The following is a 20012-nucleotide window of genomic DNA, read 5'->3' as shown; positions in this document are numbered from 1 at the left end:
TGTGACACTGTCGAACAGCTGTTTCACCGCGTGAGCCCCGCTATCAAACAATCCTCCCGAAACGGCCCTGTATTTTCGTCATCTCGCACCCTCGAAATCCGTCGGTTCCGGTTCCAGAGGGGCAATTTCAGTATCAGAGGGGTTAAGACCACCCAGTGAAACAACCGCGTAATGAGACGACGAACGTTCGTCGGTGCAGTTGGTAGTGGGGCCGCGCTCGGACTCGCCGGGTGTCTGACGCAGGACGGCGACGAATCAGACGATTCGAACGGCGATCCCGAACCTGAGGAGTTGGATTTGGAGGGAACGCTCGAGGTCGTCACCTACGAGTCGATGATCGACGGCGACAACCCCGCCGGCCCGTGGCTCAAGGAGGCGTTCGAAGAGGAGTACCCCGACGCCGAAATCGAGTGGGTACAGCTTCCGGATCAGGGAATCGGCCACTACATCAACCAGGCGCAGGGTGGGCAGAACATCGACGCCGACGTGTACTTCGGGCTGAACATCGACGACCTCGTGAGCGTCGACGATAACCTCGAGGAGGGAGGGCTCTTCCGCGGACTCAACGCGGATCGGATCGATCGCTCGAGGCGGATTCGCGACGGATTGGATATGGGCGACCCACACGACCGCGTGCTCGCCTACGACACCGGGTATATCAGTCTCGTCTTCGACGAGACCGAGGTCGACGACCCCGAGACGTTCGAGGACCTGACCGAACCGGCGTACGAGGACGCCCTGATCGCTCAAAACGCCCAGACCTCGGATCCCGGACAGGCGTTCCTGCTGTGGACGATCGACGCCTTCGGTGAGGACGGCTATCTCGACTACTGGGAGGACCTCCGGGAGAACGGCGTCCGCACCCTCGAGGACTGGTCGGAGTCCTACTACGGCGCGTACATGAACGAGGAGCGACCGATGGTCGTCTCCTACTCGACCGATCAGGTGTTCGCGAGCGCGGAAGGAAACGACCTCTCGCGCCACCAGATCGGCTTCCTGAACGACCAGGGCTATGCGAATCCGGAGGGAATGGCGATCTTCGAAGGTGCAACCAGCGTCGATCTCGCCTACGAGTTTCTCGACTTCGTCCTCTCGAACGACGCTCAGGCCGAGATCGCCGAGCGAAACGTCCAGTTCCCCGCGGTCGAGAACGAGTACGTCGATCTCGACGACGAGTTCGACGAGTACGCCTACGTCCCGCCGGAGGCGGTGACGGTCGGCTACGACGACCTCCGCGGCAACCTCGACGAGTGGGTCGACGACTGGGCGCGCGAGTTCGCCAGCCAGTAATCGACGGCCGTGTCCGCTACAGGTCGCGTCGCAACGGGTCGCGTCCGCGCGTGGCTCGAGCGCCACGCAATCGGACTGACCGCGCTCGTGACGGCGGGAATCCTCGTCGTCATGCTGTACCTCCCCGTCAGCGTCGTCTTCGTCGAGGCCGTCCTCGAGGACGGAACGCCGACGCTCGGCCACTTTGCCGACGTGCTGACGGATCCGTTCTACTTCGGGGCGCTCGCGGACGTCTTCGCGGAGCCGCTGGCGATCGGCACCCACCTCGGCTCGCTCGCGGGCTGGCTCGCCGCGATTTCGATCTCGCTGACGCTCGAGTATCCGCTCCCCGGCGTCGCTCTCCCCGTGCCGTGGTTCGCCGTCGATACGCCCGGGGTTCGAAAGGGACTGTTCGGCTTTACGGCCTACCAGGCCGCGCTGTCGACGGTCGCGAGCGTCGCGCTCGGGCTGCCGGCCGCGTACGTCCTCGCGAACTACGAGTTCTACGGCCGGCGAACGCTCCGATCGCTGACGATCCTCCCGTTCGTTATGCCCGGGATTCTGGTCGCGATCGGCTTCTACGCGATGTTCGGACGAGCGGGAACGCTCAACGGGCTCCTCGAAACGGTTGGTCTCGGCCCGTACGCGTTCATCGAGACCAGTCCCCTGACTATCGTGATCCTCGCTCACGCGTTCTACAACGCGCCGCTGGTCGCCCGGCTCACCGTCGCCGCCTGGGAGTCCGTCGACGCGCGTACCGTCGAAACGGCTCGCAGCCTCGGCGCGAGCGAGCGTCGGGCCTTTCGGGACGTCATCGCCCCGCAACTCGCCCCGGCCGTCCTCACCGGCGCGCTGTTGACCTTTATTTTCACGTTCATGACGTTCCCCATCGTGCTCGCCCTCGGCGGACTGCAGCTCGCGACCGTCGAAGTCTGGATCTACGACCGCATCCAGCGACTCGACTACGCCGAAGCCGCGACGCTCGCGATCCTCGAGACGATCCTCTCGCTCGGGCTGACCTACGCCTATCTTCGGTACGAGTCCGCCCAGACGGGATTCTCGCAGGCGCCGTCGCCGCCGCCGAAGGAGCGACTCGTCCCCGACCTGCGGACCGCTCTCTCGCCGCGGCGACTCGCGATCTTCGGCTACAGCCTCGTCGCGCTGGTGCTCTTCGTCGGCCCGATGGCGAGTCTCGTCGTCGGTGGATTTACCGACGGCTCCGGTTTCACGCTCCGGAACTACGCCTTCTTGCTCGAGCGCCAACTCGAGGGCGCGAGCTTCCAGACGCTCCCGCTGCTGGCGATCCGAAACTCGCTGCTGTTCGGGGTTGCGACGCTCCTGATCGCCGTGCCGATGGGCGTCGTCATCTCGGTGTTAACGGCCCGATCCGGCCGCAGCGGGACGATCGTCGACACCCTCGCGATGCTTCCGCTCGCCGTCAGCGGCATCGTCTTCGGGATCGGGCTCCTGCAGGGGCTGGTGTTCGGCATCCCGCTGCCGGGTGGCTGGCGCTTCCAGGTCACGGGCGCCGTCGCGATCGTCGTCGCCCACGCGGTCGCGGCCTACCCGTTCGTAACCCGAAACGTCTCACCGCTGCTGACGAATCTCGATCCAGCGATGACCGAATCTGCTCGTGCGCTCGGTGCCTCGCGGTTCCGGGCGTTGCTCGATGTCGAACTGCCACTGGTCGCGAACGGCATCGTCGCCGGTGCGGCGTTCGCCTTCGCCATCTCGATCGGCGAGTTCTCTTCGACGGTGATTTTGGCCAGCGGAGGCGAGAGCTACACCATGCCCGTCGCCGTCGAACGCTATCTGGGCCGCCGATCCGGTCCCGCGATCGCCATGGGAACGCTGCTGTTGGCCGTGACGGCGGCGAGTTTCGTCGTCGTCGACCGCGTCGGCGGGAGGGACGAACCGTGACCGACCTCCGACTCGAGGGCGTCTCGAAACGCTACGAGGCGGGGACGGACGAAACCGCGACGGACGCGTTGCAGAACGTCGACCTCACCGTCAGCGACGGCGAGTTCTTCACCCTCGTCGGTCCCTCGGGCTGCGGGAAGACGACCACGCTCAGAACGATCGCGGGCTTCGAGGAGCCGACCGACGGGACCGTCTGCTTCGACGACGAACCGATGGCCGGCGTGCCGCCCGAGGAGCGCGACGTCGGCGTCGTCTTCCAGAGCTACGGGCTCTTTCCGCACATGAACGTCGCCGAAAACGTCGGCTACGGGCTCCGATTCCGGGACCCGCCGGGCGGCGTGAGCGTCGACGAGCGCGTCGCGGAACTGCTCGAGCTCGTCGATCTTGAGGGGACGGGGAGTCGTGACCCGGAGCAGCTATCAGGAGGGCAACAGCAGCGGGTCGCCCTCGCCCGGGCGCTCGCGCCGGCACCCGACCTGCTCCTGCTCGACGAACCGATGAGCGCGCTCGACGCCCGCCTCCGAGAGTCGCTTCGCCGCCAGCTCACCCGAATCCAGTCTCGGCTCGAGATCACGACGATCTACGTCACGCACGATCAGGAGGAGGCGCTCGCGATTTCGGACCGGCTCGCGGTGATGAACGACGGCCGGATCGAGCAGGTCGCCTCGCCGCAGACGATCTACCGCGAGCCGGAAACCCGATTCGTCGCCGAGTTCGTCGGCGACAACAACGTCTTCGAGGGGATGGTCGTCGCTCGAGACGGCGACCGCGCAGCGGTCGACGTCGGGGGAAAAACGGTCGAGATCCCCGCGGTTCGAGACGGCACGGATCGAGTACACTTTTGCGTCCGAGCGGCCGCGTTGTCGCCCTCGGTCGAGCAGAATCGGGTATCGATCGCCGTCGAGACCAGCGAGTTCCGCGGGGAGACCGTCCGCGCGTACGGCCGGTGGAACGGCGTTCCAGTCGTGTTACGGCTCGAAGAGGTCCCCGATGACGAGATCACCGTGGGATTCAGGCCGGCGAGTGTGCACGTACTGAAGCCGTGACGGTCCCGAGACTCCGCCACTACTACGTCTCGACCGGGAGCGACCGTCGCGTGGAGAGCGGGGCAGATCCGACAGCGGTTCTCGCGGCGGCCGCGGTTTAGGCCTGCCGAGCCATTCGGGCCGACAGTTCCACGTGGTCGTACGGGTTGTTCGTCACGCTCGGGCCGTGTCCCGTGTGCATCTCCTCGAGATCCTCGTCGATCCGCTCGAGCAGTCGATCGATGCTCTCGATCAGCAGTTTTCGGTCGCCCTCCTCGAGATCGGTCCGCCCGAAACTCCCGTTCTGAAAGACGAGGTCGCCCGCGAAGAGGATCCCCGCGCCGGCCGCGTAGAAACAGAGGTGGTCGTTCTTATGTCCCGGCGTGTGGAGAGCGACGTACTCGTCGTCGCCCAGTTGGACCGTCTCCTCGTCCTCGATGGCGTGATCGACGCCGTCGATCGAGGTGTCGTACCCCCACGCGTCGACGCCGAAGGCGTCTTTCACGGCCTCGAGGTTACCGACGTGGTCCCGGTGAGTGTGCGTGAGCACGACGGCGTCGAGGTCGTCGACTCGCTCTCGAACGGCGCTGACGATGTCGAAGTTTGCCCCCGGATCGACCAAGACGGTTCGCTCGCCGTCGACGAGGTAGACGTTACTCGTGAACACCTGGACGCCCTGCGCGAGATTGGCGATCATGGCTGCGGCTACGCTATCGACTGGTTTGTGCGTATCGACACGCTCCGACGAGCGGTATCTTCGCTCTCCATCGACGAATTCTCGATGACCGTCGGCGGGTTCCGGTATTCACAAGCATTTTTAGCTCCGCCACGTAGTGGTAGACGAATGAACCGGTCGGTCTCCGTCGGCATCGTCGTCCTCGTCATCATCGGTTTTCTCGCCGGTTTCACCGGTGTCGGTATCCCGGTGGCGGTCTCCGACATCGATGTCGGCGCGAGCGCCCCGTCTCAGTCGACCACAGCGACGCAACCGACAGCCCAGCACTCGAGTGCAACCGACGCGGTAGCCGACGAATCGATCGCCGATGACTCACGGGACTTCGACACGACGACGTTCCAGATCACCGTCCACGAGAACGGCAGCGCGACGTGGACGTTCCGACACGTACAGCGGTTCGACACCGAAAACGAATCCGAGGAGCGCGCGGCTTTCGAGGAGTTCGCCGAGGAGTTCGAGGAGGAAGAGACCGGACTCTACGAGCGATTCGTCACACAGGCCCACCGGATGACCGAAACCGGCGCCGAGACGACCGACCGGGAGATGGAGGCGACGAACTTTAATCGGTCTGCGACGGTCGATGATCGGTTCGGCACTCGGGGAATCGTCGAGATGTCGTTCACCTGGAACGGGTTCGGGGCAGTCGAGGACGGGACCGTCGAAGTCGGCGACGTCTTCGAAGGAATGTACATCGGCCCTGACCAGTCGATCGTGATCGTCGCCGGCGACGGCCTCACGTTCGATCGTATCGGGCCCGAAGACGAGGCCCGGCCGTCACACAACACGCTCGAGAACGCCGACTCGGTGCAGTGGCAAGGTGAACAACAGTTCCTGGACGGGAATCCGCGCGCCGTCTTCGTCACGGACGGTGCAGGCGGTGGGAACGACGAGACCGGTTCAAACGTGTCGACGATCACGAACGGCGACGATGCGGCGTGGCACCTGGCTCTCGGCGCGCTCGTCGTACTCGGGATCGGTGGCGCCGCCGTCTGGTACCGACGACGAAACTCGGGATCCGAGACCGACGATCCCACGGCCGTTGACGCCGGCACCACGACGCAGTCGAACGTCATCTCGGCCGAGCAGACGGACCTGGACGCGGCGCCGTCGTCCACAGGCGAGAGCCACGGCGACTCGACGGACGGTGCCAGCCCGCTGGCCAACGAGGAACTGCTCACCGACGAGGATCGAGTTATCAGGCTCATTCGCGAGAACGGTGGCCGAATGAAGCAGGTCAACATCGTCGAAGAGACGGGCTGGTCGAAGTCCAAGGTCAGCATGCTCCTCTCCGACATGGAAGAAGAGGGCTCCATCAGCAAGCTTCGCGTCGGCCGCGAGAACATCATCAGCCTCGAGGGGTTCGAACCCGAGGCGACCAAATCTCCGTTCGAGGAGTGACGGTCGTGTCACCGCTCGAATCTGTGGTAGGATGCGACAGTGACGGATCGAAACGGAATCCTTAAACTGTCCACCGCACAACTGTGTGATGTAGTACGCTCCGTTGGTGTAGTCCGGCCAATCATATTGCCCTCTCACGGCAATGACTAGGGTTCGAATCCCTGACGGAGCACTTCTCCCCGACGCCGTCTCTCGATTTTGGACGTAGCAACACGCACGTCCAACCAATGTCACAGGGCAAGTTAGAACATCAAATAGAACACTGCGCCGCCGTCATGCGATTTTCGTTTTGCCACGGCAAGCGAAAAGGGTATTTGGAGGAGGACTACAAATGCCCGATTTGAGCGGGATAAACGTTGTAACCGTCAAATCCCAGGCGTTTCTCAACGAGCGCCAAACTATCGACTACCAAACTCAACGTGAGGCCTGCCTCAACTGGCTGCTCACGTTCGGGAAAGATCCCGATCGCGTGGAGGGATACGCGCTCGGGACGGTCAAACCCCGGGCGGCCCGCATGGATCAGTTCTATCGATTCGTCTGGGACTACGAAGGAAGATATACAGCGAACATCACTCACGATTACGCGGACGCTTGGATGACGGAACTTGCGAGCACTGATTTGAGTACTGCTCACAAAGACTGTTGCCAGAAAGCGGTGAAGATGTTGTTCAAATGGCGACATCACGAACACGGGCTGGAAGAGTGGACACCGGAGATCACATTTTACTCAAGGGACTCCGCGTCGAATCCGCGCGACTATCTCTCGCGCGAAGAGCGCGTCAAGATTCGCGAAGCGGCCCTGGAATATGGCAGCGCTCCTAGTTACAGTGACCTCACACCAGAGGCGCGCGACCGGTGGCGGATTCATTTGGCCCAGCGGTTCGGAAAACCGAAGTCAGACGTTACCCCCGCCGATTGGGATTGCGCGAATGGCTGGAAAATTCCCTCGCTCGTCTGGGTCTCGATGGATGCCGGACTCCGTCCCATCGAAGTTGAGCGCGCAACGACATCGTGGGTAGATGTCGACAACAGGCTGCTTCGGATTCCAAAGGAGCAGTCGTCCAAGAATCGGGACAACTGGCTCGTCGGTCTCCGGAGCCAGACGGTCGAGTATCTCAAACGATGGCTAGACCAGCGAGATACGTACGCCAAGTACGATGAAACGGAAACCATCTGGCTGACGAATCACGGAAACCCGTACTCGTCGCAGTCGCTCCGCTATCTTCTCCATCGGCTCTTCGAAGAAGCGGGGATACCTACCGAGAACCGCCAGGTGTCGTGGTACACGATTCGCCACTCTGTAGGAACGTACATGACCCGTGAAGAAGACCTTGCGGCAGCGCAGGCACAGTTACGCCACAAGAGCGAGCAGACGACGATGAAGTACGATCAGACTCCCGTTGAGGAACGTCGCGACGCACTCGACAGAATGGGATAAATTGGGAAACATATACCAATTGGTCATCAATTTATCGCGAATCGCACAGTCAAAAACAATTCATTTGTGTAGGTATACAGCCAATACCGACGTTCTTGTTATAATTCTCGCGCGATAGGTTTTAATACGTGTATCTCAGACGGCCAGATATGAAGGTGATGCCAGTGTCGGGAGAATAACACAACATTCTCCCGATGACTACATGAGTACGTCTAATCAATCATCGAACAACAACCAACGGTATGAATACGAACTCACACCGCGGCAAAAGACCACCTACGAGTCCATAATGGACGACTTCGAAACGTGGCTGCGCGAGTGTGGCCGGAAGCCAAAGGAAGAGAAGCCGCTCGCAGCCGATACAGTGGATAACTATCTGAGTCGGGTCGACAAGTACTATCGACTCATCTGGGGCGAAGTCGGGTACGTCTCGTATCTGGAACACGAGCACGCGGACACAGTCGCGACGATGCTGAAGAACGACGAAATTCGGAAATCGAACGGCGAGCCCTACGCGGAGGCGACGAAACGGAGAGAGATGGATAGCCTCTCTAAGTACTTCTACTACCTCTACGACGAACGTGGCAAGAAGCTCTGGGAATGCGAGGTCAATTTCGACGAGAAGACCTACAACATCCCGGACTACTTCTCGATAGCCGAACGACAACAACTGCGAGACGCCGTCCTTGAATACGGGTCCGTGCCCGCATACAATGACCTCACACCGGACGAACGCGACCGCTGGAAAGCCCACATCGCCCAGAAGCTGGGCAAACCCAAATCGGAGGTCAGTCCGGACGACTGGGAGTACCTCAACACCAACTACAAGTGGGTCTCTCTCCTGTGGACCGCGCTCGATGCGGGACTCAGGCCCTGTGAGGTGAAACGAGCCCAGATGTCGTGGCTCCGGCTCTCTAAGGGCGCGCTGTTTATCCCCAAAGAGGAAGCGTCGAAAAACCGAGACCACTGGGAGATAGCTCTACGGAACGAAACGGTCGACGCTCTTCGGGAGTGGAAGCGCCAGCGGAAGAACATCGCCAAATACGACGACACGGAATCGATCTGGCTAAACCGTAAGGGCAATCCGTACAACTCCAAGACCCTCAACTACTTCTTGGATAAACTCCTCGACGAGATAGAACTCGACGACGAGAACCGGGACCTCAAGTGGTACGCCCTCCGCCATTCGACCGGCACCTATCTCGAAACAGAGATGGGGCTTTCCGCGACCGCCAATCAGCTGCGGCACAAAAACCTCCAAACGACGAGACGGTACACGCACACTCCCGTAGAGTATCGACAGGAGGGCCTCGAGAGTATCTAGCTGGTATTCGAGGCTATTGAACTCGTATCGGGATAATTGGTCAAATTTCAGCCCTACAGATTCTCCACCTATCAGCAAACCCGTCTCCAATCTCGCCGTCAACTCTATCCCTCCTTCTCCCAAACACCTTAGCAATACAACACATATAATATCACATATGCAAGATCCAAAAGAAATTGGACGGATTGGACCACATGAGATGGTATATGCAGAACACCGTGATAGTGAACGTGTTGTTTACTTTTGCGCCTGGTGTGACTTCGAGACGACGAGAAAACACATGCTACCGCACTATGACTGTGAACGAGACCGGTACAAGGATAAGGACCGATATTCAGTTAACTAATTCTCGCGGGGTCGTTAAAATGTCACAAAGGACACGCTCCAGATAGAGAATCCTGACTTTATATCGAGATTGGTCTACGATGTAGTACCGTTTCTGTACTAGTTACTCGTGGTGGTCTTCTACTAATTCCTCAACCCGCGGGCCTATCCAATTTTGGTTACTCTGGAGGTGATGCACACGGTCGCGGAGTTGTGCGAGCTCCTCTTCTAATTCTTTTATACTCTCTGCGTTGTCTGCAGGTTCGATTTTGGCTCGCTGACGCTTGGATTCAACGATCAGTCCTTTCTGGATTTCCTCGCGAGCGTCATCCGTGAGTTTGGCGATCGTGATTGGTGCTACGCCTTCGGGTGTGGCCGTTGGGTCTCGTTCGGTTGCGACGAATCCAAGTTCCTCCAATTTTCGGAACCGGTATCGGACGCTGGAATTGTCAAGTCCAGTTTCGCGTCGTATATCCGTTGTTGAGGCACTACCATCGTGCCGTTCAATCGCATGTATGATATCCCGACTGTCCGAGTCAATTGTAGTCATAGTAACAAATGGTCGATATTCACATATTGGTGTTAGGGTCGTAAAGAAGAGTCCGCAACGGTCGAATTACGTCAGTACCGTTCAGTCAGCAGTACCGTCAGGAAGTGTCAGCAACAGATTCGTCCGACACCCTCTCATTAGAGAGTGGCGGTGAATTGACTCATGACAAGTGCTTCTGAAGCGAAATACCGCAAAATAACCAAGTCAGTACCCTCGTGCATTAGGTAGCTCATACTTATTGGACTCTCTATAGAACGTGTGAGGAGCACGAACGGGAATACGATTTATCGCGCCGATCGTCAACCCGTTGAACGCGGCCTGCCGCGGGGGGATATCAACCGACGGACGTGTACCTATTAGACAACCCGGTCGTCAACGATGCTCAACGTACACACGATTCTCTATGTCTACGCAAAAGAGCACGCAGATCCTTAGTTAGGGAAAATCCGAATTTCAAAGCCGTTATTTCGCCATCATCGTGATGCAACACTTCCATTGGGAATTTATAACCAATTGAATCGGATGTAAACCCATGACGCCTCCGTCACTGACGGTAGACGATTTCATTTCGCGACTCGAGGAAGCCAACCGCGACCGGTTCGGTGACGAGGAATGGTCCTTCAACGACGGTCAGCGAACCGCCATCACTCACGGGCGCGGACCGCTATGGATCACCGCTGGACCGGGGAGCGGCAAAACGGAGGTTCTCGTCTCTCGAGCACTCAAACTGCTGTTAGTCGACGACGTGCCTCCCGAGTCGATCTTGATAACAACGTTCACTGAGAAAGCAGCCCAGAACCTCGAGGAGCGAATCGCTGATCGCCTCGCGACGCTTGGTTTCGAAGACGACGTCGACGCCAACGCGCTTCGCATCGGTACCCTGCACTCCCTCTGTAACGATCTCATGCAGGAGTACCGATATCCGGAGTATGCGAACGTCGAACTGCTCGACGAGGACGGCCAGCAGTTGTTCATGTACGACAACTGTGAATTCGTCGACTATCTGCGCGGCAGCGGACTCGACGCGGATGACTGGGAGACGGTTCCGGACGAGGACGCCATTTCCGGCGACGAGTGGGAGTTCTTCGAATCGATGCTCGGGTGGGGGATCAGCGACCGGTACGGCCCGAACAAGTGGCAGGCAACCAACGGCGCGGCCAAGTTGCTGAACCGCCTCTCGCAGTATCGCGTCGACACCGCGGACATTCGTAATCAGGCCGCTGACCCGTGGCGCGTCTGCGCGGAAGGATTAGACAAGTATCGCGAAACGCTTCGGGAACACAGTCGCTGCGATTTCGCCAGACTTCTCGAGACGTTCATCGAGTTTCTCGACAGCGACAGCGGTGCACGGTTGGTCGCTGGCGACGAGAATCGCGACAAACCGCCGATCTCGCACGTCCTCGTCGACGAGTACCAGGACACGAATCCGCTGCAGGAGGAACTGTACTTCCGCCTCACCGAAACACTCGACCACCCGAACATCACCGTCGTCGGCGATGACGATCAAGCTCTCTATCGGTTCCGGGGTGGGACCGTCGAGTGTCTCATTCGCTTTCCCGAGCGCGCCGCCGAACGGTTCGGTACGACCGTGGAAACGGTCCAACTCAGACACAACTACCGCTCGACCGAGGACATCATCTCGTGGTGTAACCGGTACCTCGACGAGTTCCCCCTCATGCAATCGGAAGGCGCTCGAGCCCCGGGAAAGGAACCGATGCTGGTCGGTCGTTCGGGAACCGAAGGTCGAAAGAGCGTGAAATCGCTTCTCGAGGGCGAACGCGACCAGGTGGCGGCCGATCAGGCCGCGGAACTCATCGAGCGATTGCACGAGGAAGGCTATATCGACGATTACAGTCAGGTCGCCCTGTTGTTCAAGAGCACGAAAGAAACGGCGAGTCGCGCTGGCCCATACGTGGCCGCCCTGCGGGATCGCGGCATTCCGGTGCACAATCCCCGAAACAAGGCGTTTTTGGACCAACCGGAGATCAAACTCGCGCTCGGAGCGGTGCTCCGCTGTATCGACCCGGGTCTCGAGGGTGCTGACACGATTCGCGTTAGCGGTCGAACCCGACAGCAGATCGATCGGTGGTACGATGACTACGAGACGCTCGTCGACGATCATGACGCCGAGGCTCTAGACGCGTATATCCCCCGGCGGCGGGAGTCTCTCGCCAACGCCGATGACGGAGAGTCGCTCGGCATTACCCTCCTGGAACTGTTCTACCGAGTTCTCTCGTTCGAACCGTTCCAAACGTGGATAGAGAGCCCAGACGAACCTGAACCGGGGAACCGATTGGGCCAGTTGTCGAGTCTGTTCGATTCGTTTGCCAGCATCACCGGATCGCGGCGGTTGGAAAAATCGACGCGTACCGAGACCGTCTCTACACGCTTTCTCAGGCAGTTCTACTGGCAGTTCTGCGGCTATCTGGAGTCCACGGATTTCGACGAACCCGAGGACCCGCACGACCAGATACCCGAAGGGTTCGTGCAGGTGATGACCGTTCATCAAGCGAAGGGGTTGGAGTTTCCCGTCGTCTTCACGAGCGACCTCGACAGCGAGCCCTGGATGTCCGGGACGTACTGGATCGAAGAGCAACTTCGGCCGTACGCGTCGATCGATCCGTCGGGAACCGCTAACGAACGCGCTCGACGGGACGAGATTCGTCGCTTCTACGTCGCGTATTCGCGGGCCGAGGAGGATCAGATCCTCCTCGACGGCGACGAGCCCACGACGCTTTCGCTCGGCTACCGGGCGGACGGAGAGCCGCTGACGACGGAGTGGTTTGCCGGCGACCGTCGACTGCGCACTCCGACGGACTTCCTCGAGACCGCCGTTGATAGCGTCGGCAGCCACGATGCGACCGAGTTGAAGCGCCGGTACAGCATCACGGGCGATGTGCTCTCCTATCGCCGCTGTAAGCGCCAATACGGATATTACAACGAGATGAACTTCGTCCCGGACCACGCGACCCAACTCTTCTTCGGTCGCGTCGTTCACGAGACCCTCGACCGCGCCCATCGTCACTTCAGCGGAGAACTCGAGGGCGTCGACGGGGGAACGATTCCGGACGACGACGCCATCGAGACATACTTCCACGAGGTTGCGGAGTCGCTAAAGGCGCGAAACATCTACCCGATGAGCCAGGAAGCCGAACGGCGCGCGCTCGAGTACATACAGCGGTTCAACCGCCGCGAAGGAGCGGACCTGTATCCCCGGGTCGTCGATACTGAATGTCACCTGCAGAGTAATCGCGGCGAATTCATCCTCGAAGGTGTCGTCGACGTGTTGATCGGCGATGATGAAGGATACGAGATCTGGGACTATAAGGCCGGCAAGCGACCGGAGGGCGGGCACGAAGTCGATGACTATCGCGCTCAACTCAACACGTACGCGGAGTTGTACGCGTACCATCAGGGCGAGTATCCGGATCGCGGTGTCATCTACTTCCTCGGCGAAGACCAGAGGGAAGAGGCGATGTTCGAGTTGACGTTCGCACCGACCGCCGTCGAAGACTCCCTCGAGGCGTTCGACGACACGGTCCAGCGCATCGAACGATCGCGCTCCACTCGAGACTGGTTCGAAATTGAGTCGGCCGAGGCGCCGTCCGAAGGAACGTGTGCCGAATGCGATATTCGGTGGAACTGTCCCGCTCGTCCCGAGTACAGTGAACAATTGGACTAAGCGGGGTGCGACCGAAGCCCGTTCCCGTCTCCTCTCGCGTGAACGTCAGCGTTCGCACTCGATCAGTTTCTGCGCATCCTCGCGAATGGCAGTTCCGGTCGTCTGTCCGATGTATGGAACGTCACACAATTCCTCAACGGTAGCAGTCGCGACGTCGAACGGCGTCTGATACCCGGCTTCCCACAAGTAGTACGCTTGTTGACCGGAGACCGATTCGATATCCACGAGTGAGGGGCCGTAGAGCAATCGCAGCACGGGAGCAGCCTCAGAAGGAGGGGTTCCAGAAGCAGCGAGCGAGGAGAGGGGACCGGTGAACCGGTCCTTTTCCCCACCCGTTTCGGAAGCGAGGCGATCCGCCGTCGGTCGCTCGTAGCCGGTGATTTCTCGTGCACCTTCGACCGCTACCGTTGCCATCTGGATGTTCAGTCCGGTTGCATCGGCGACGTCCGACGGCCGAGAGTCCGCGATATGGTCCACGTTCGCGTAGCCGCCTTCGAGCAGTTTTTCGGCTCGATGAGGTCCTATTCCGGGGATGGTACAGATCTCCGTCTCCTCGATCGCGTCGCTGTCAGCGTCGGACGGCGAGGTTGACGCCCCATCGACTGTCCCGGCGCCCGAGTCGGTCGTCGACTGCGAAGTGTGTTGAGACGACGTTTCCGATCCATCTTCTGTCGTCGATTCGGGGCCCAGATCGATGCCGTCCGGTATCTCTGGAAGTTCGTTTACCTGTAACTCCTCGGGATCCACCGCATCGGCTACCGGGGATTCCTCGAGCGCCCTTTCGACGTGTTTCGCGTTTCTCGGGCTGATCCGAACCGTGGTGAGATATTGGATAAGCGCTTCCCGTTGGGTGTCTGTCAGTGTCCCGTCCGCTGGTAGGTCGTCGATGACGCCGTCGATATCCCGCTGCCGAGGGAACCACGCGTCACCAGTCGCGACAAAAATCGGGACGAACGGGTCGGGGACGGTATCGTTGATTCCGTGACCGAGAGTATCGCACAAGACGTTCACTGCTGGTCCGTTTAGGGAAAGCTGGTAACGACCGCCCGGTAACGTCACTTCGAGTTTCTTCCTTCCAGTCGCGTCTTCTATCAGGACGGCACGTCTGTTCATACCATCTGGAATCTTTCTTGACACCTCTTCAAGGTAGTGGCACATTCGGCCGGCGTGGCGACAGAGTATGTCGTTTGTACTCGATTGCGAACTAAGCGATCGGTAGCAAGGAGCATCACCTCGAGACGCCCGATCGTGATCAGTATCGCGCACGCATTTTCATAGCCGAAACAGCGGAGCATCGTCCCGAAGGATGGTTGCGGTAACCTCTTCATCGTCGAATCGAGTACCCGATTTGGATTTTATATGCCATTGACTGGATTCCGTGTAGTGTGACTCCCGATATGACCGTCACCGAACTGAGCGAGGGGCAGTCGATCACTCCCGGGGACGAGTTGCGAGCGACGATGACTTTCGAGGACGAAACCGTGTTTGCGAGCATTGGGGGACACCGGGTGACCTTCTCGAACCTCGTTCCGGAAGCCCTGGGACTGGAAGAGGGAGACTCAATGGGGGTTCGATTCACCGTTCGAAAGCCTATCTACGAGAAGAGCGGACGACTGGAGACGATCTTCGTCGATAATGCGGTTGAGGCCGCCGAGGCGGTACCATCTCGTGATGACGGGACTGACACTCGGGCCGAGAATGAGGCCTCGGGCACGGAGTCTGTATCACAGCAACGTGTCGGTCAATCTCGAAAACGGCCGCAGTCGAGGACGAATCCGAATATGATGCGAGATCTCGTACAGGGCAAGCTCTGAAACTACTGTGATAATGGCCGTATCGGCTTGCAAAGTACCCTTTCCAATCCAATAGAAGACAACTTCAATGACTATTCGAATACTTCACGTGAGCGATTCGATGATCGCTCTGGACGCAGGTGATTCGAACGCGGGACAGACCGGCGGGATTCCAGAAACCGTCGACCGAGCCATAACGCGCGACGTTGATGCCGTTTTGCACACTGGCAATTTGTTTCGACAGCCGGAACCGGCTAATGCGGATATATCGTTCGCCAGCGATGAGCTTGAGCGACTCGCTGACCACGGAATCGATTGCTATGTGATCAGCGGTCGTCGAGAGGTCAGCGGCGATCGATCACCGCTCGCGTCACTGAGCGACGCAGGGGTGGTCGAGCAACTCGGGAGCACGGCGACGATGTTGGACGAGACGGTTGCCCTGTACGGAATTGACTATGCGAAGGATCAGGGCGCATTCGCAGATCGTCTCGAGTCGTTGACCCAGGAGAGCGGGTTCACCTACACGATCATCGCTGTTAACCAGTCTATCTGGCCGCCGGCCGGGAAAGACGAGTCCGTTATTGGTGCCCTCGAGGCGGCTGATACCGCAGCCCCCTTCGTGAGCGAAATTGCCGCGGGTGGACTCACGAGCGCGGCGACCTGGGAAGCTGATCGATACAATTATTCTGTCACGTATGCCGGAACGTCGAATCCGGCCGCGCTCGACGACGACACCGACCCGACTGCGTCGCTCATCACTGTCGAGGATCACGAGACGGCGACGCGGACGCCCGTCCCGATCTTCACAACGGAGCCCAAATCATCACTCGAGACCCGTCGGCGAGAATTCCGCGATGAATTGGAGGACATTCTGTGTCTTCTCCAGTCTGAGCGACGGCGAATCGTGCTCGAGTTGCTGTCGGATCTTCAATTTGAGCAAGAGAATGAGACGGTGACAGTTCGGGTACCGGACCTGAGTCGACAGGTTGCTGCCACCGAAACAGATGTTGATTCCGCAATCGCCGGTCGAACGGTCCAGCGATCATCCCGCTTTGCCCTCCATCATACTCATTTGCCGATGCTCGACGAATATGGCGTCGTTGAGTTCGACGAGGATGCTAACGAGGTATCGACGACAGGGCGGACCGAGGCCGTAACACAAGTAATGCACAACATCATAGACGTTGTTGGCAAGAGTAATGGTTGATCTATCAACACCGTTCGTTGAATGGTCGAAGACGGAAATCGGCGAGCAAGGGTGTTATTGTGAGCAAGCTCGGGTGGCATGACGATTACCAGTCCCGAGGGGCCTTTAGGCGATAGGTCTTCCAGCTCACACCTGATTATCTCTCGAAAGTAGTGGCGACGCGATTGATGAATTGACTGACCGACTCACCAACGGGGAGCGGAAATGCGGGCAGTACGCAACGGTCCGGAACGTCGTACAAACGCGTCGAAAGCTGTGCGACGGAGAACTGCCGGCAGGAACCACTATTTGATCGAGCGCCAGCCGAAGTACCGGATCGCATCGAGCGTGTAGCGAGGGGCCGTCTCGAGCGTGGTCGGTGGCAGCGTGACGGTTCGTTCGAGACGGAATTTTGAGTTCAAAAGCGTACCGACTGAATCGGAGTTCCGTCCCGTGTGAAGTGACCTTCGAGAAATTCTGTATAGGTATCGCAGTCGTGGGCGTCCCGCATCGTCACTAGTTCACCGAATCGAACCTGTCGCCAGCACTTGGCCCCATCGATCGAGACGGGCGACGACCCGGCACGTTCGTCAGTGGTTTCGCTTCGATCACTCGGATCACTCTGTATAGAATCGAGTTCCGTCATACATTCCTCACACACGACGTTCGGATGCTCGAACTCCGGTTCGGAAAATTGAGTGCGACAGATACTGCAGCGTCGTGCTCCCTCGAGCTGCGCATCGAGATCGAGATCGGCCACCGAACGGTACGTTTGTGCGATTCCACCGGCAACGGTCGCCGGCTCGGCATCAGACTCGAGGGCGACACGCCAGTAATCGTCGTAGCCAACATGTTTGAGCGCCCATGCCGTGTTCGTTCGTACTTCTGAGGACGGATCCGCGAGCGCTTCAATCAGTGCTTCGATTGCTTCTGGGGTACGCATCGATGACGGTTCCTGGCGAGCCGACTGCCGCAGGGCCGAAGCAGCGGCCTCGCGAATCGCCGGATATGAATCCGAAAGTCGCTCGAAAAGTGCCGTCTGAACACGCGGGTCATCTCCAACGTCGATACAATCGCCGAGGGCCGACGTCATGGCGTGTCGAAGACATGTATTTGCGGCGCGGCTCTCTTCGAGTATCGGTTCGAGATCCCCCTCGAGAGCACTTGGCGAGTCGACAGCCACGGCCGCGAGCACTTCGGCGACGTGCAACCGGACGTCGATCACGTCGTCCTTGAGTCGGTAGACGATCGAGTCGGTTATCGAGGCGATCGTTAACGCGTCGTGGTCTGCAAGTGCGGCGAGCGCTACTGCACTGTAGACGCGTACGTCGTCGTTCGGATCGCCGAGTCTCTTGACGAGCGTCGAAACGAGAGACGTGACTACTTCCGGTTCTTGGTCAGCGACGACACTGACCGCCTGAACCGCGTTCGCTCGCACCCTATCATCGTTGTCGGTAAACGGAAACGACGTGTCTGCGAGCGACGTGCCGACTTCAGCCGGATGGGTAGACGCTAATGCAGTGAGCGTTCGAGAGCAGGATAATCGGATATTCCGGTCGGTGTCGGCGAGTGCATCGATGCAATCCGATATCAGAGGGCGACCTGTCGTCGGATCTGTAGCAGCCGATTCTTCTCTATTGTACCACCGCGCCCGAAGCGTCGGATCTACTGCATTCAAATGCTCACGTACATCTTGAATACGGGGTCTATGGTCGTTTCTCTCGCTGTCTTCCTCATCGATCATCTCTTCTTACTCCATCGAAGCGCACCTCGGTTATAAATGAGAAATCCCTGGCTGGCTGGAAGTGCGATTCGTAGAGTCGCTTACTGACCCGCAGCACTCACGAACGACGACTTACGCTTGCTGATCGTCGTCGGATTGACGCCGGCCGCACGGCCGAGTTCGTCGAGCGTCGGTCTGTCCTCGACCCCGAGCTTGTCGAAGGTCGCGTGGAGTGACACCGCTGCGGTCACCTTCGGATTGGTTCCGCGATAGTTCCCCTCCTCTCGTTGGTAGACTTCGAGGGCCCGTTTCGTGCGCCGGAGGACTTCGTTCGACGCGCCAACGGCGTTCGCAATCTGAACGACGTAGTCCTGCGGACTCGCGGGCGCTAGCTTTACGTCGTCGAATTCTCGAACGAGTGCCGTTCTCGCGTTCGTTATCTTGCCCTCGCTCTCGAGACGCGAGGCCGCGAGAAGCCGTTCACTGGTGAGGGGAATGGAGGCGGAGGACTCTCGGGCGGCGATAAGCAGACATGCACAGACGAACCCTTCGATCGTCCGCCCTTGAACTAATCTTTCCTCAGACGCCCGTCTGTAGAGCTTGGCCGCCGTCTCTTGCTCCGGTTCGGGAATGCCGGCTACGGCACCAACTCGCTGGAGTTCGCCCAGTGCATACCCGAGTGTCCCCGTATCGACGGCGTTTCCCCAGTGTCCGGTGCGCACCCGATTGCGCTGGCTGATCGATAAGACGTTCCCATTGCCATCTCGATGACCCGAACCGACGCCGACCCCAAGACCTCGATCGACGCGGAGTGCCGTTTCTCGACCCCCGGTCTGTCGTTTCGTTTCCCAGTCACGACTATCGAACACGCGTGCTCGTCTTCGACTCAGCGGGGAACTGTCGATAACTAGGCCGCACTCGTCGCAAACGCGCTCACCATCGGCTACACGTGTTACCGATTCTCCACACTCGGAACAGCACTCACCCCGTTCCTCGAGGCCGAGACAATCGTCGGACGATACCGTGGACTCACCGCTTGAATTGTTGGCGAACATGGCGTAGTGATTGCCGAATGGCCCCGTTTTTGATCGAGACCGATCCGACGTTGAGGCAGGACCTTTTGGGGTCCCTGACTGTTTAGATAGACGGAAGGTGCCGTATTAATACTTTCCCCCACGGTAGAGAGTATCCCATCTTGGCTAATTACGTCGCCGAGGTCGGACGGCAACAGATCGCTCCGAGTTCGATCTGTTGGTCACTGATCAAAACGGTCGCTCGGCGTCGATTGTCTTCGGAAAACGGTCCCAGGAATGAGGTGGAACCGTTGCCCCTTTCGCCGTTACGCGTCCGGGGCCACCGTTGACCACTGATTCCCTATTGCGTTCCCGGGAACAGCCCGATCAACGGCGTCGTTTGCCTCTCGGCAATCACTACGTTGGCGCATACGCGCCAATTGAACGATAGTCGCGCTTCTTGATGAACGTTGTGCTACTCTTGACTGTCCGAATTCGGCCGGTCCTGACCGAACCGACGTTCGATCAAGGCTCCGATCTTCGTTTGGACGGCATCCCACGAATCGGAGTTCTGGGTACGAAACTGGACTCGGAACCCTCGCTACACATCCCAAGATCAACAAACATTATG

The 20012-nt window shown here is 59.3% G+C and carries 14 protein-coding genes and 1 tRNA gene; 10 read left to right on the top strand and 5 right to left on the bottom strand.

Going from position 1 to position 20012, the window contains the following annotated elements; genetic code table 11:
* Window positions 1-171: 171 nt before the first annotated feature.
* From ACSFC5_RS06520 to ACSFC5_RS06510, 3 genes are read left to right on the top strand one after another with little or no spacing between them, the layout of a single operon-like run.
* Window positions 172-1290 (top strand): thiamine ABC transporter substrate-binding protein, encoded by a 1119-nt coding sequence (locus ACSFC5_RS06520; RefSeq protein ID WP_440764427.1) that lies wholly within the window; start codon window positions 172-174, stop codon window positions 1288-1290.
* Between the two features lie 9 nt (window positions 1291-1299).
* A complete protein-coding gene (locus tag ACSFC5_RS06515; protein ID WP_440764426.1) occupies window positions 1300-3189 on the top strand; it encodes an ABC transporter permease in 1890 nt (629 codons plus the stop codon).
* On the top strand, window positions 3186-4235 hold the full coding sequence (locus ACSFC5_RS06510; RefSeq protein ID WP_440764425.1) for an ABC transporter ATP-binding protein: 1050 nt from the start codon (window positions 3186-3188) through the stop codon (window positions 4233-4235). Before ACSFC5_RS06515 ends, ACSFC5_RS06510 begins: the two co-directional genes overlap by 4 nt.
* Window positions 4236-4332: 97 nt before the next feature.
* On the opposite strand, the gene ACSFC5_RS06505 is transcribed toward ACSFC5_RS06510, so the two are convergent.
* The gene (locus tag ACSFC5_RS06505) at window positions 4333-4911 is read right to left on the bottom strand and encodes an MBL fold metallo-hydrolase (RefSeq protein WP_440764424.1); all 579 of its coding nucleotides are present in this window, start codon (window positions 4909-4911) and stop codon (window positions 4333-4335) included.
* 147 nt (window positions 4912-5058) lie between these two features.
* Between ACSFC5_RS06505 and ACSFC5_RS06500 the strand changes: the two genes are divergently transcribed.
* From ACSFC5_RS06500 to ACSFC5_RS06485, 4 genes are all read left to right on the top strand, one after another.
* The gene (locus ACSFC5_RS06500) at window positions 5059-6348 is read left to right on the top strand and encodes a helix-turn-helix transcriptional regulator (protein ID WP_440764423.1); all 1290 of its coding nucleotides are present in this window, start codon (window positions 5059-5061) and stop codon (window positions 6346-6348) included.
* Between the two features lie 97 nt (window positions 6349-6445).
* Window positions 6446-6520: transfer RNA gene (locus ACSFC5_RS06495), tRNA-Glu, on the top strand.
* 159 nt (window positions 6521-6679) lie between these two features.
* Window positions 6680-7786: a tyrosine-type recombinase/integrase gene (locus ACSFC5_RS06490; RefSeq protein WP_440764422.1), complete on the top strand. Its 1107-nt coding sequence runs from the start codon at window positions 6680-6682 to the stop codon at window positions 7784-7786.
* A 289-nt stretch (window positions 7787-8075) separates the two neighbouring features.
* A complete protein-coding gene (locus ACSFC5_RS06485) occupies window positions 8076-9110 on the top strand; it encodes a tyrosine-type recombinase/integrase (protein ID WP_440764421.1) in 1035 nt (344 codons plus the stop codon).
* A 448-nt stretch (window positions 9111-9558) separates the two neighbouring features.
* Here the strand turns inward: ACSFC5_RS06485 and ACSFC5_RS06480 are convergent, their stop codons facing one another.
* A complete protein-coding gene (locus tag ACSFC5_RS06480; protein ID WP_440764420.1) occupies window positions 9559-9984 on the bottom strand; it encodes a MarR family transcriptional regulator in 426 nt (141 codons plus the stop codon).
* Window positions 9985-10516: 532 nt separating this feature from the next.
* Between ACSFC5_RS06480 and ACSFC5_RS06475 the strand changes: the two genes are divergently transcribed.
* On the top strand, window positions 10517-13666 hold the full coding sequence (locus ACSFC5_RS06475; protein WP_440764419.1) for an ATP-dependent DNA helicase: 3150 nt from the start codon (window positions 10517-10519) through the stop codon (window positions 13664-13666).
* A 45-nt stretch (window positions 13667-13711) separates the two neighbouring features.
* Here the strand turns inward: ACSFC5_RS06475 and ACSFC5_RS06470 are convergent, their stop codons facing one another.
* Window positions 13712-14668 carry a helix-hairpin-helix domain-containing protein gene (locus ACSFC5_RS06470; protein WP_440764418.1) on the bottom strand — a complete coding sequence of 319 codons (957 nt, stop codon included), beginning with the start codon at window positions 14666-14668 and terminating at the stop codon, window positions 13712-13714.
* Window positions 14669-15063: 395 nt separating this feature from the next.
* On the opposite strand from ACSFC5_RS06470, the gene ACSFC5_RS06465 reads away from it, so the two are divergent.
* Window positions 15064-15480 carry a hypothetical protein gene (locus ACSFC5_RS06465; RefSeq protein ID WP_440764417.1) on the top strand — a complete coding sequence of 139 codons (417 nt, stop codon included), beginning with the start codon at window positions 15064-15066 and terminating at the stop codon, window positions 15478-15480.
* A gap of 367 nt (window positions 15481-15847) precedes the next feature.
* Window positions 15848-16666: a DUF7344 domain-containing protein gene (locus ACSFC5_RS06460; protein ID WP_440764416.1), complete on the top strand. Its 819-nt coding sequence runs from the start codon at window positions 15848-15850 to the stop codon at window positions 16664-16666.
* Between the two features lie 397 nt (window positions 16667-17063).
* Here the strand turns inward: ACSFC5_RS06460 and ACSFC5_RS06455 are convergent, their stop codons facing one another.
* Both ACSFC5_RS06455 and ACSFC5_RS06450 read right to left on the bottom strand, forming a co-directional pair.
* Window positions 17064-18389 carry a sister chromatid cohesion protein PDS5 gene (locus ACSFC5_RS06455; RefSeq protein ID WP_440764415.1) on the bottom strand — a complete coding sequence of 442 codons (1326 nt, stop codon included), beginning with the start codon at window positions 18387-18389 and terminating at the stop codon, window positions 17064-17066.
* Between the two features lie 80 nt (window positions 18390-18469).
* A complete protein-coding gene (locus ACSFC5_RS06450; protein WP_440764414.1) occupies window positions 18470-19090 on the bottom strand; it encodes a transcription initiation factor IIB family protein in 621 nt (206 codons plus the stop codon).
* Between the last annotated feature and the right edge of the window lie 922 nt (window positions 19091-20012).

This window comes from Natronorubrum marinum (genome assembly GCF_052040125.1).
Taxonomy (GTDB): domain Archaea; phylum Halobacteriota; class Halobacteria; order Halobacteriales; family Natrialbaceae; genus Natronorubrum.
This window is presented reverse-complemented; position numbering and strand designations above follow the sequence as displayed.

Excerpts from the sequence above, each read along its gene's own strand:
- ACSFC5_RS06475 (WP_440764419.1), top strand. The coding sequence starts at position 10,517 with ATGACGCCTCCGTCACTGACGGTAGACGATTTCATTTCGCGACTCGAG.
- ACSFC5_RS06490 (WP_440764422.1), top strand. The coding sequence starts at position 6,680 with ATGCCCGATTTGAGCGGGATAAACGTTGTAACCGTCAAATCCCAGGCG.
- ACSFC5_RS06520 (WP_440764427.1), top strand. The coding sequence starts at position 172 with ATGAGACGACGAACGTTCGTCGGTGCAGTTGGTAGTGGGGCCGCGCTC.
- ACSFC5_RS06500 (WP_440764423.1), top strand. The coding sequence starts at position 5,059 with ATGAACCGGTCGGTCTCCGTCGGCATCGTCGTCCTCGTCATCATCGGT.
- ACSFC5_RS06465 (WP_440764417.1), top strand. The coding sequence starts at position 15,064 with ATGACCGTCACCGAACTGAGCGAGGGGCAGTCGATCACTCCCGGGGAC.
- ACSFC5_RS06480 (WP_440764420.1), bottom strand. The coding sequence starts at position 9,984 with ATGACTACAATTGACTCGGACAGTCGGGATATCATACATGCGATTGAA.
- ACSFC5_RS06505 (WP_440764424.1), bottom strand. The coding sequence starts at position 4,911 with ATGATCGCCAATCTCGCGCAGGGCGTCCAGGTGTTCACGAGTAACGTC.
- ACSFC5_RS06485 (WP_440764421.1), top strand. The coding sequence starts at position 8,076 with ATGGACGACTTCGAAACGTGGCTGCGCGAGTGTGGCCGGAAGCCAAAG.
- ACSFC5_RS06455 (WP_440764415.1), bottom strand. The coding sequence starts at position 18,389 with ATGATCGATGAGGAAGACAGCGAGAGAAACGACCATAGACCCCGTATT.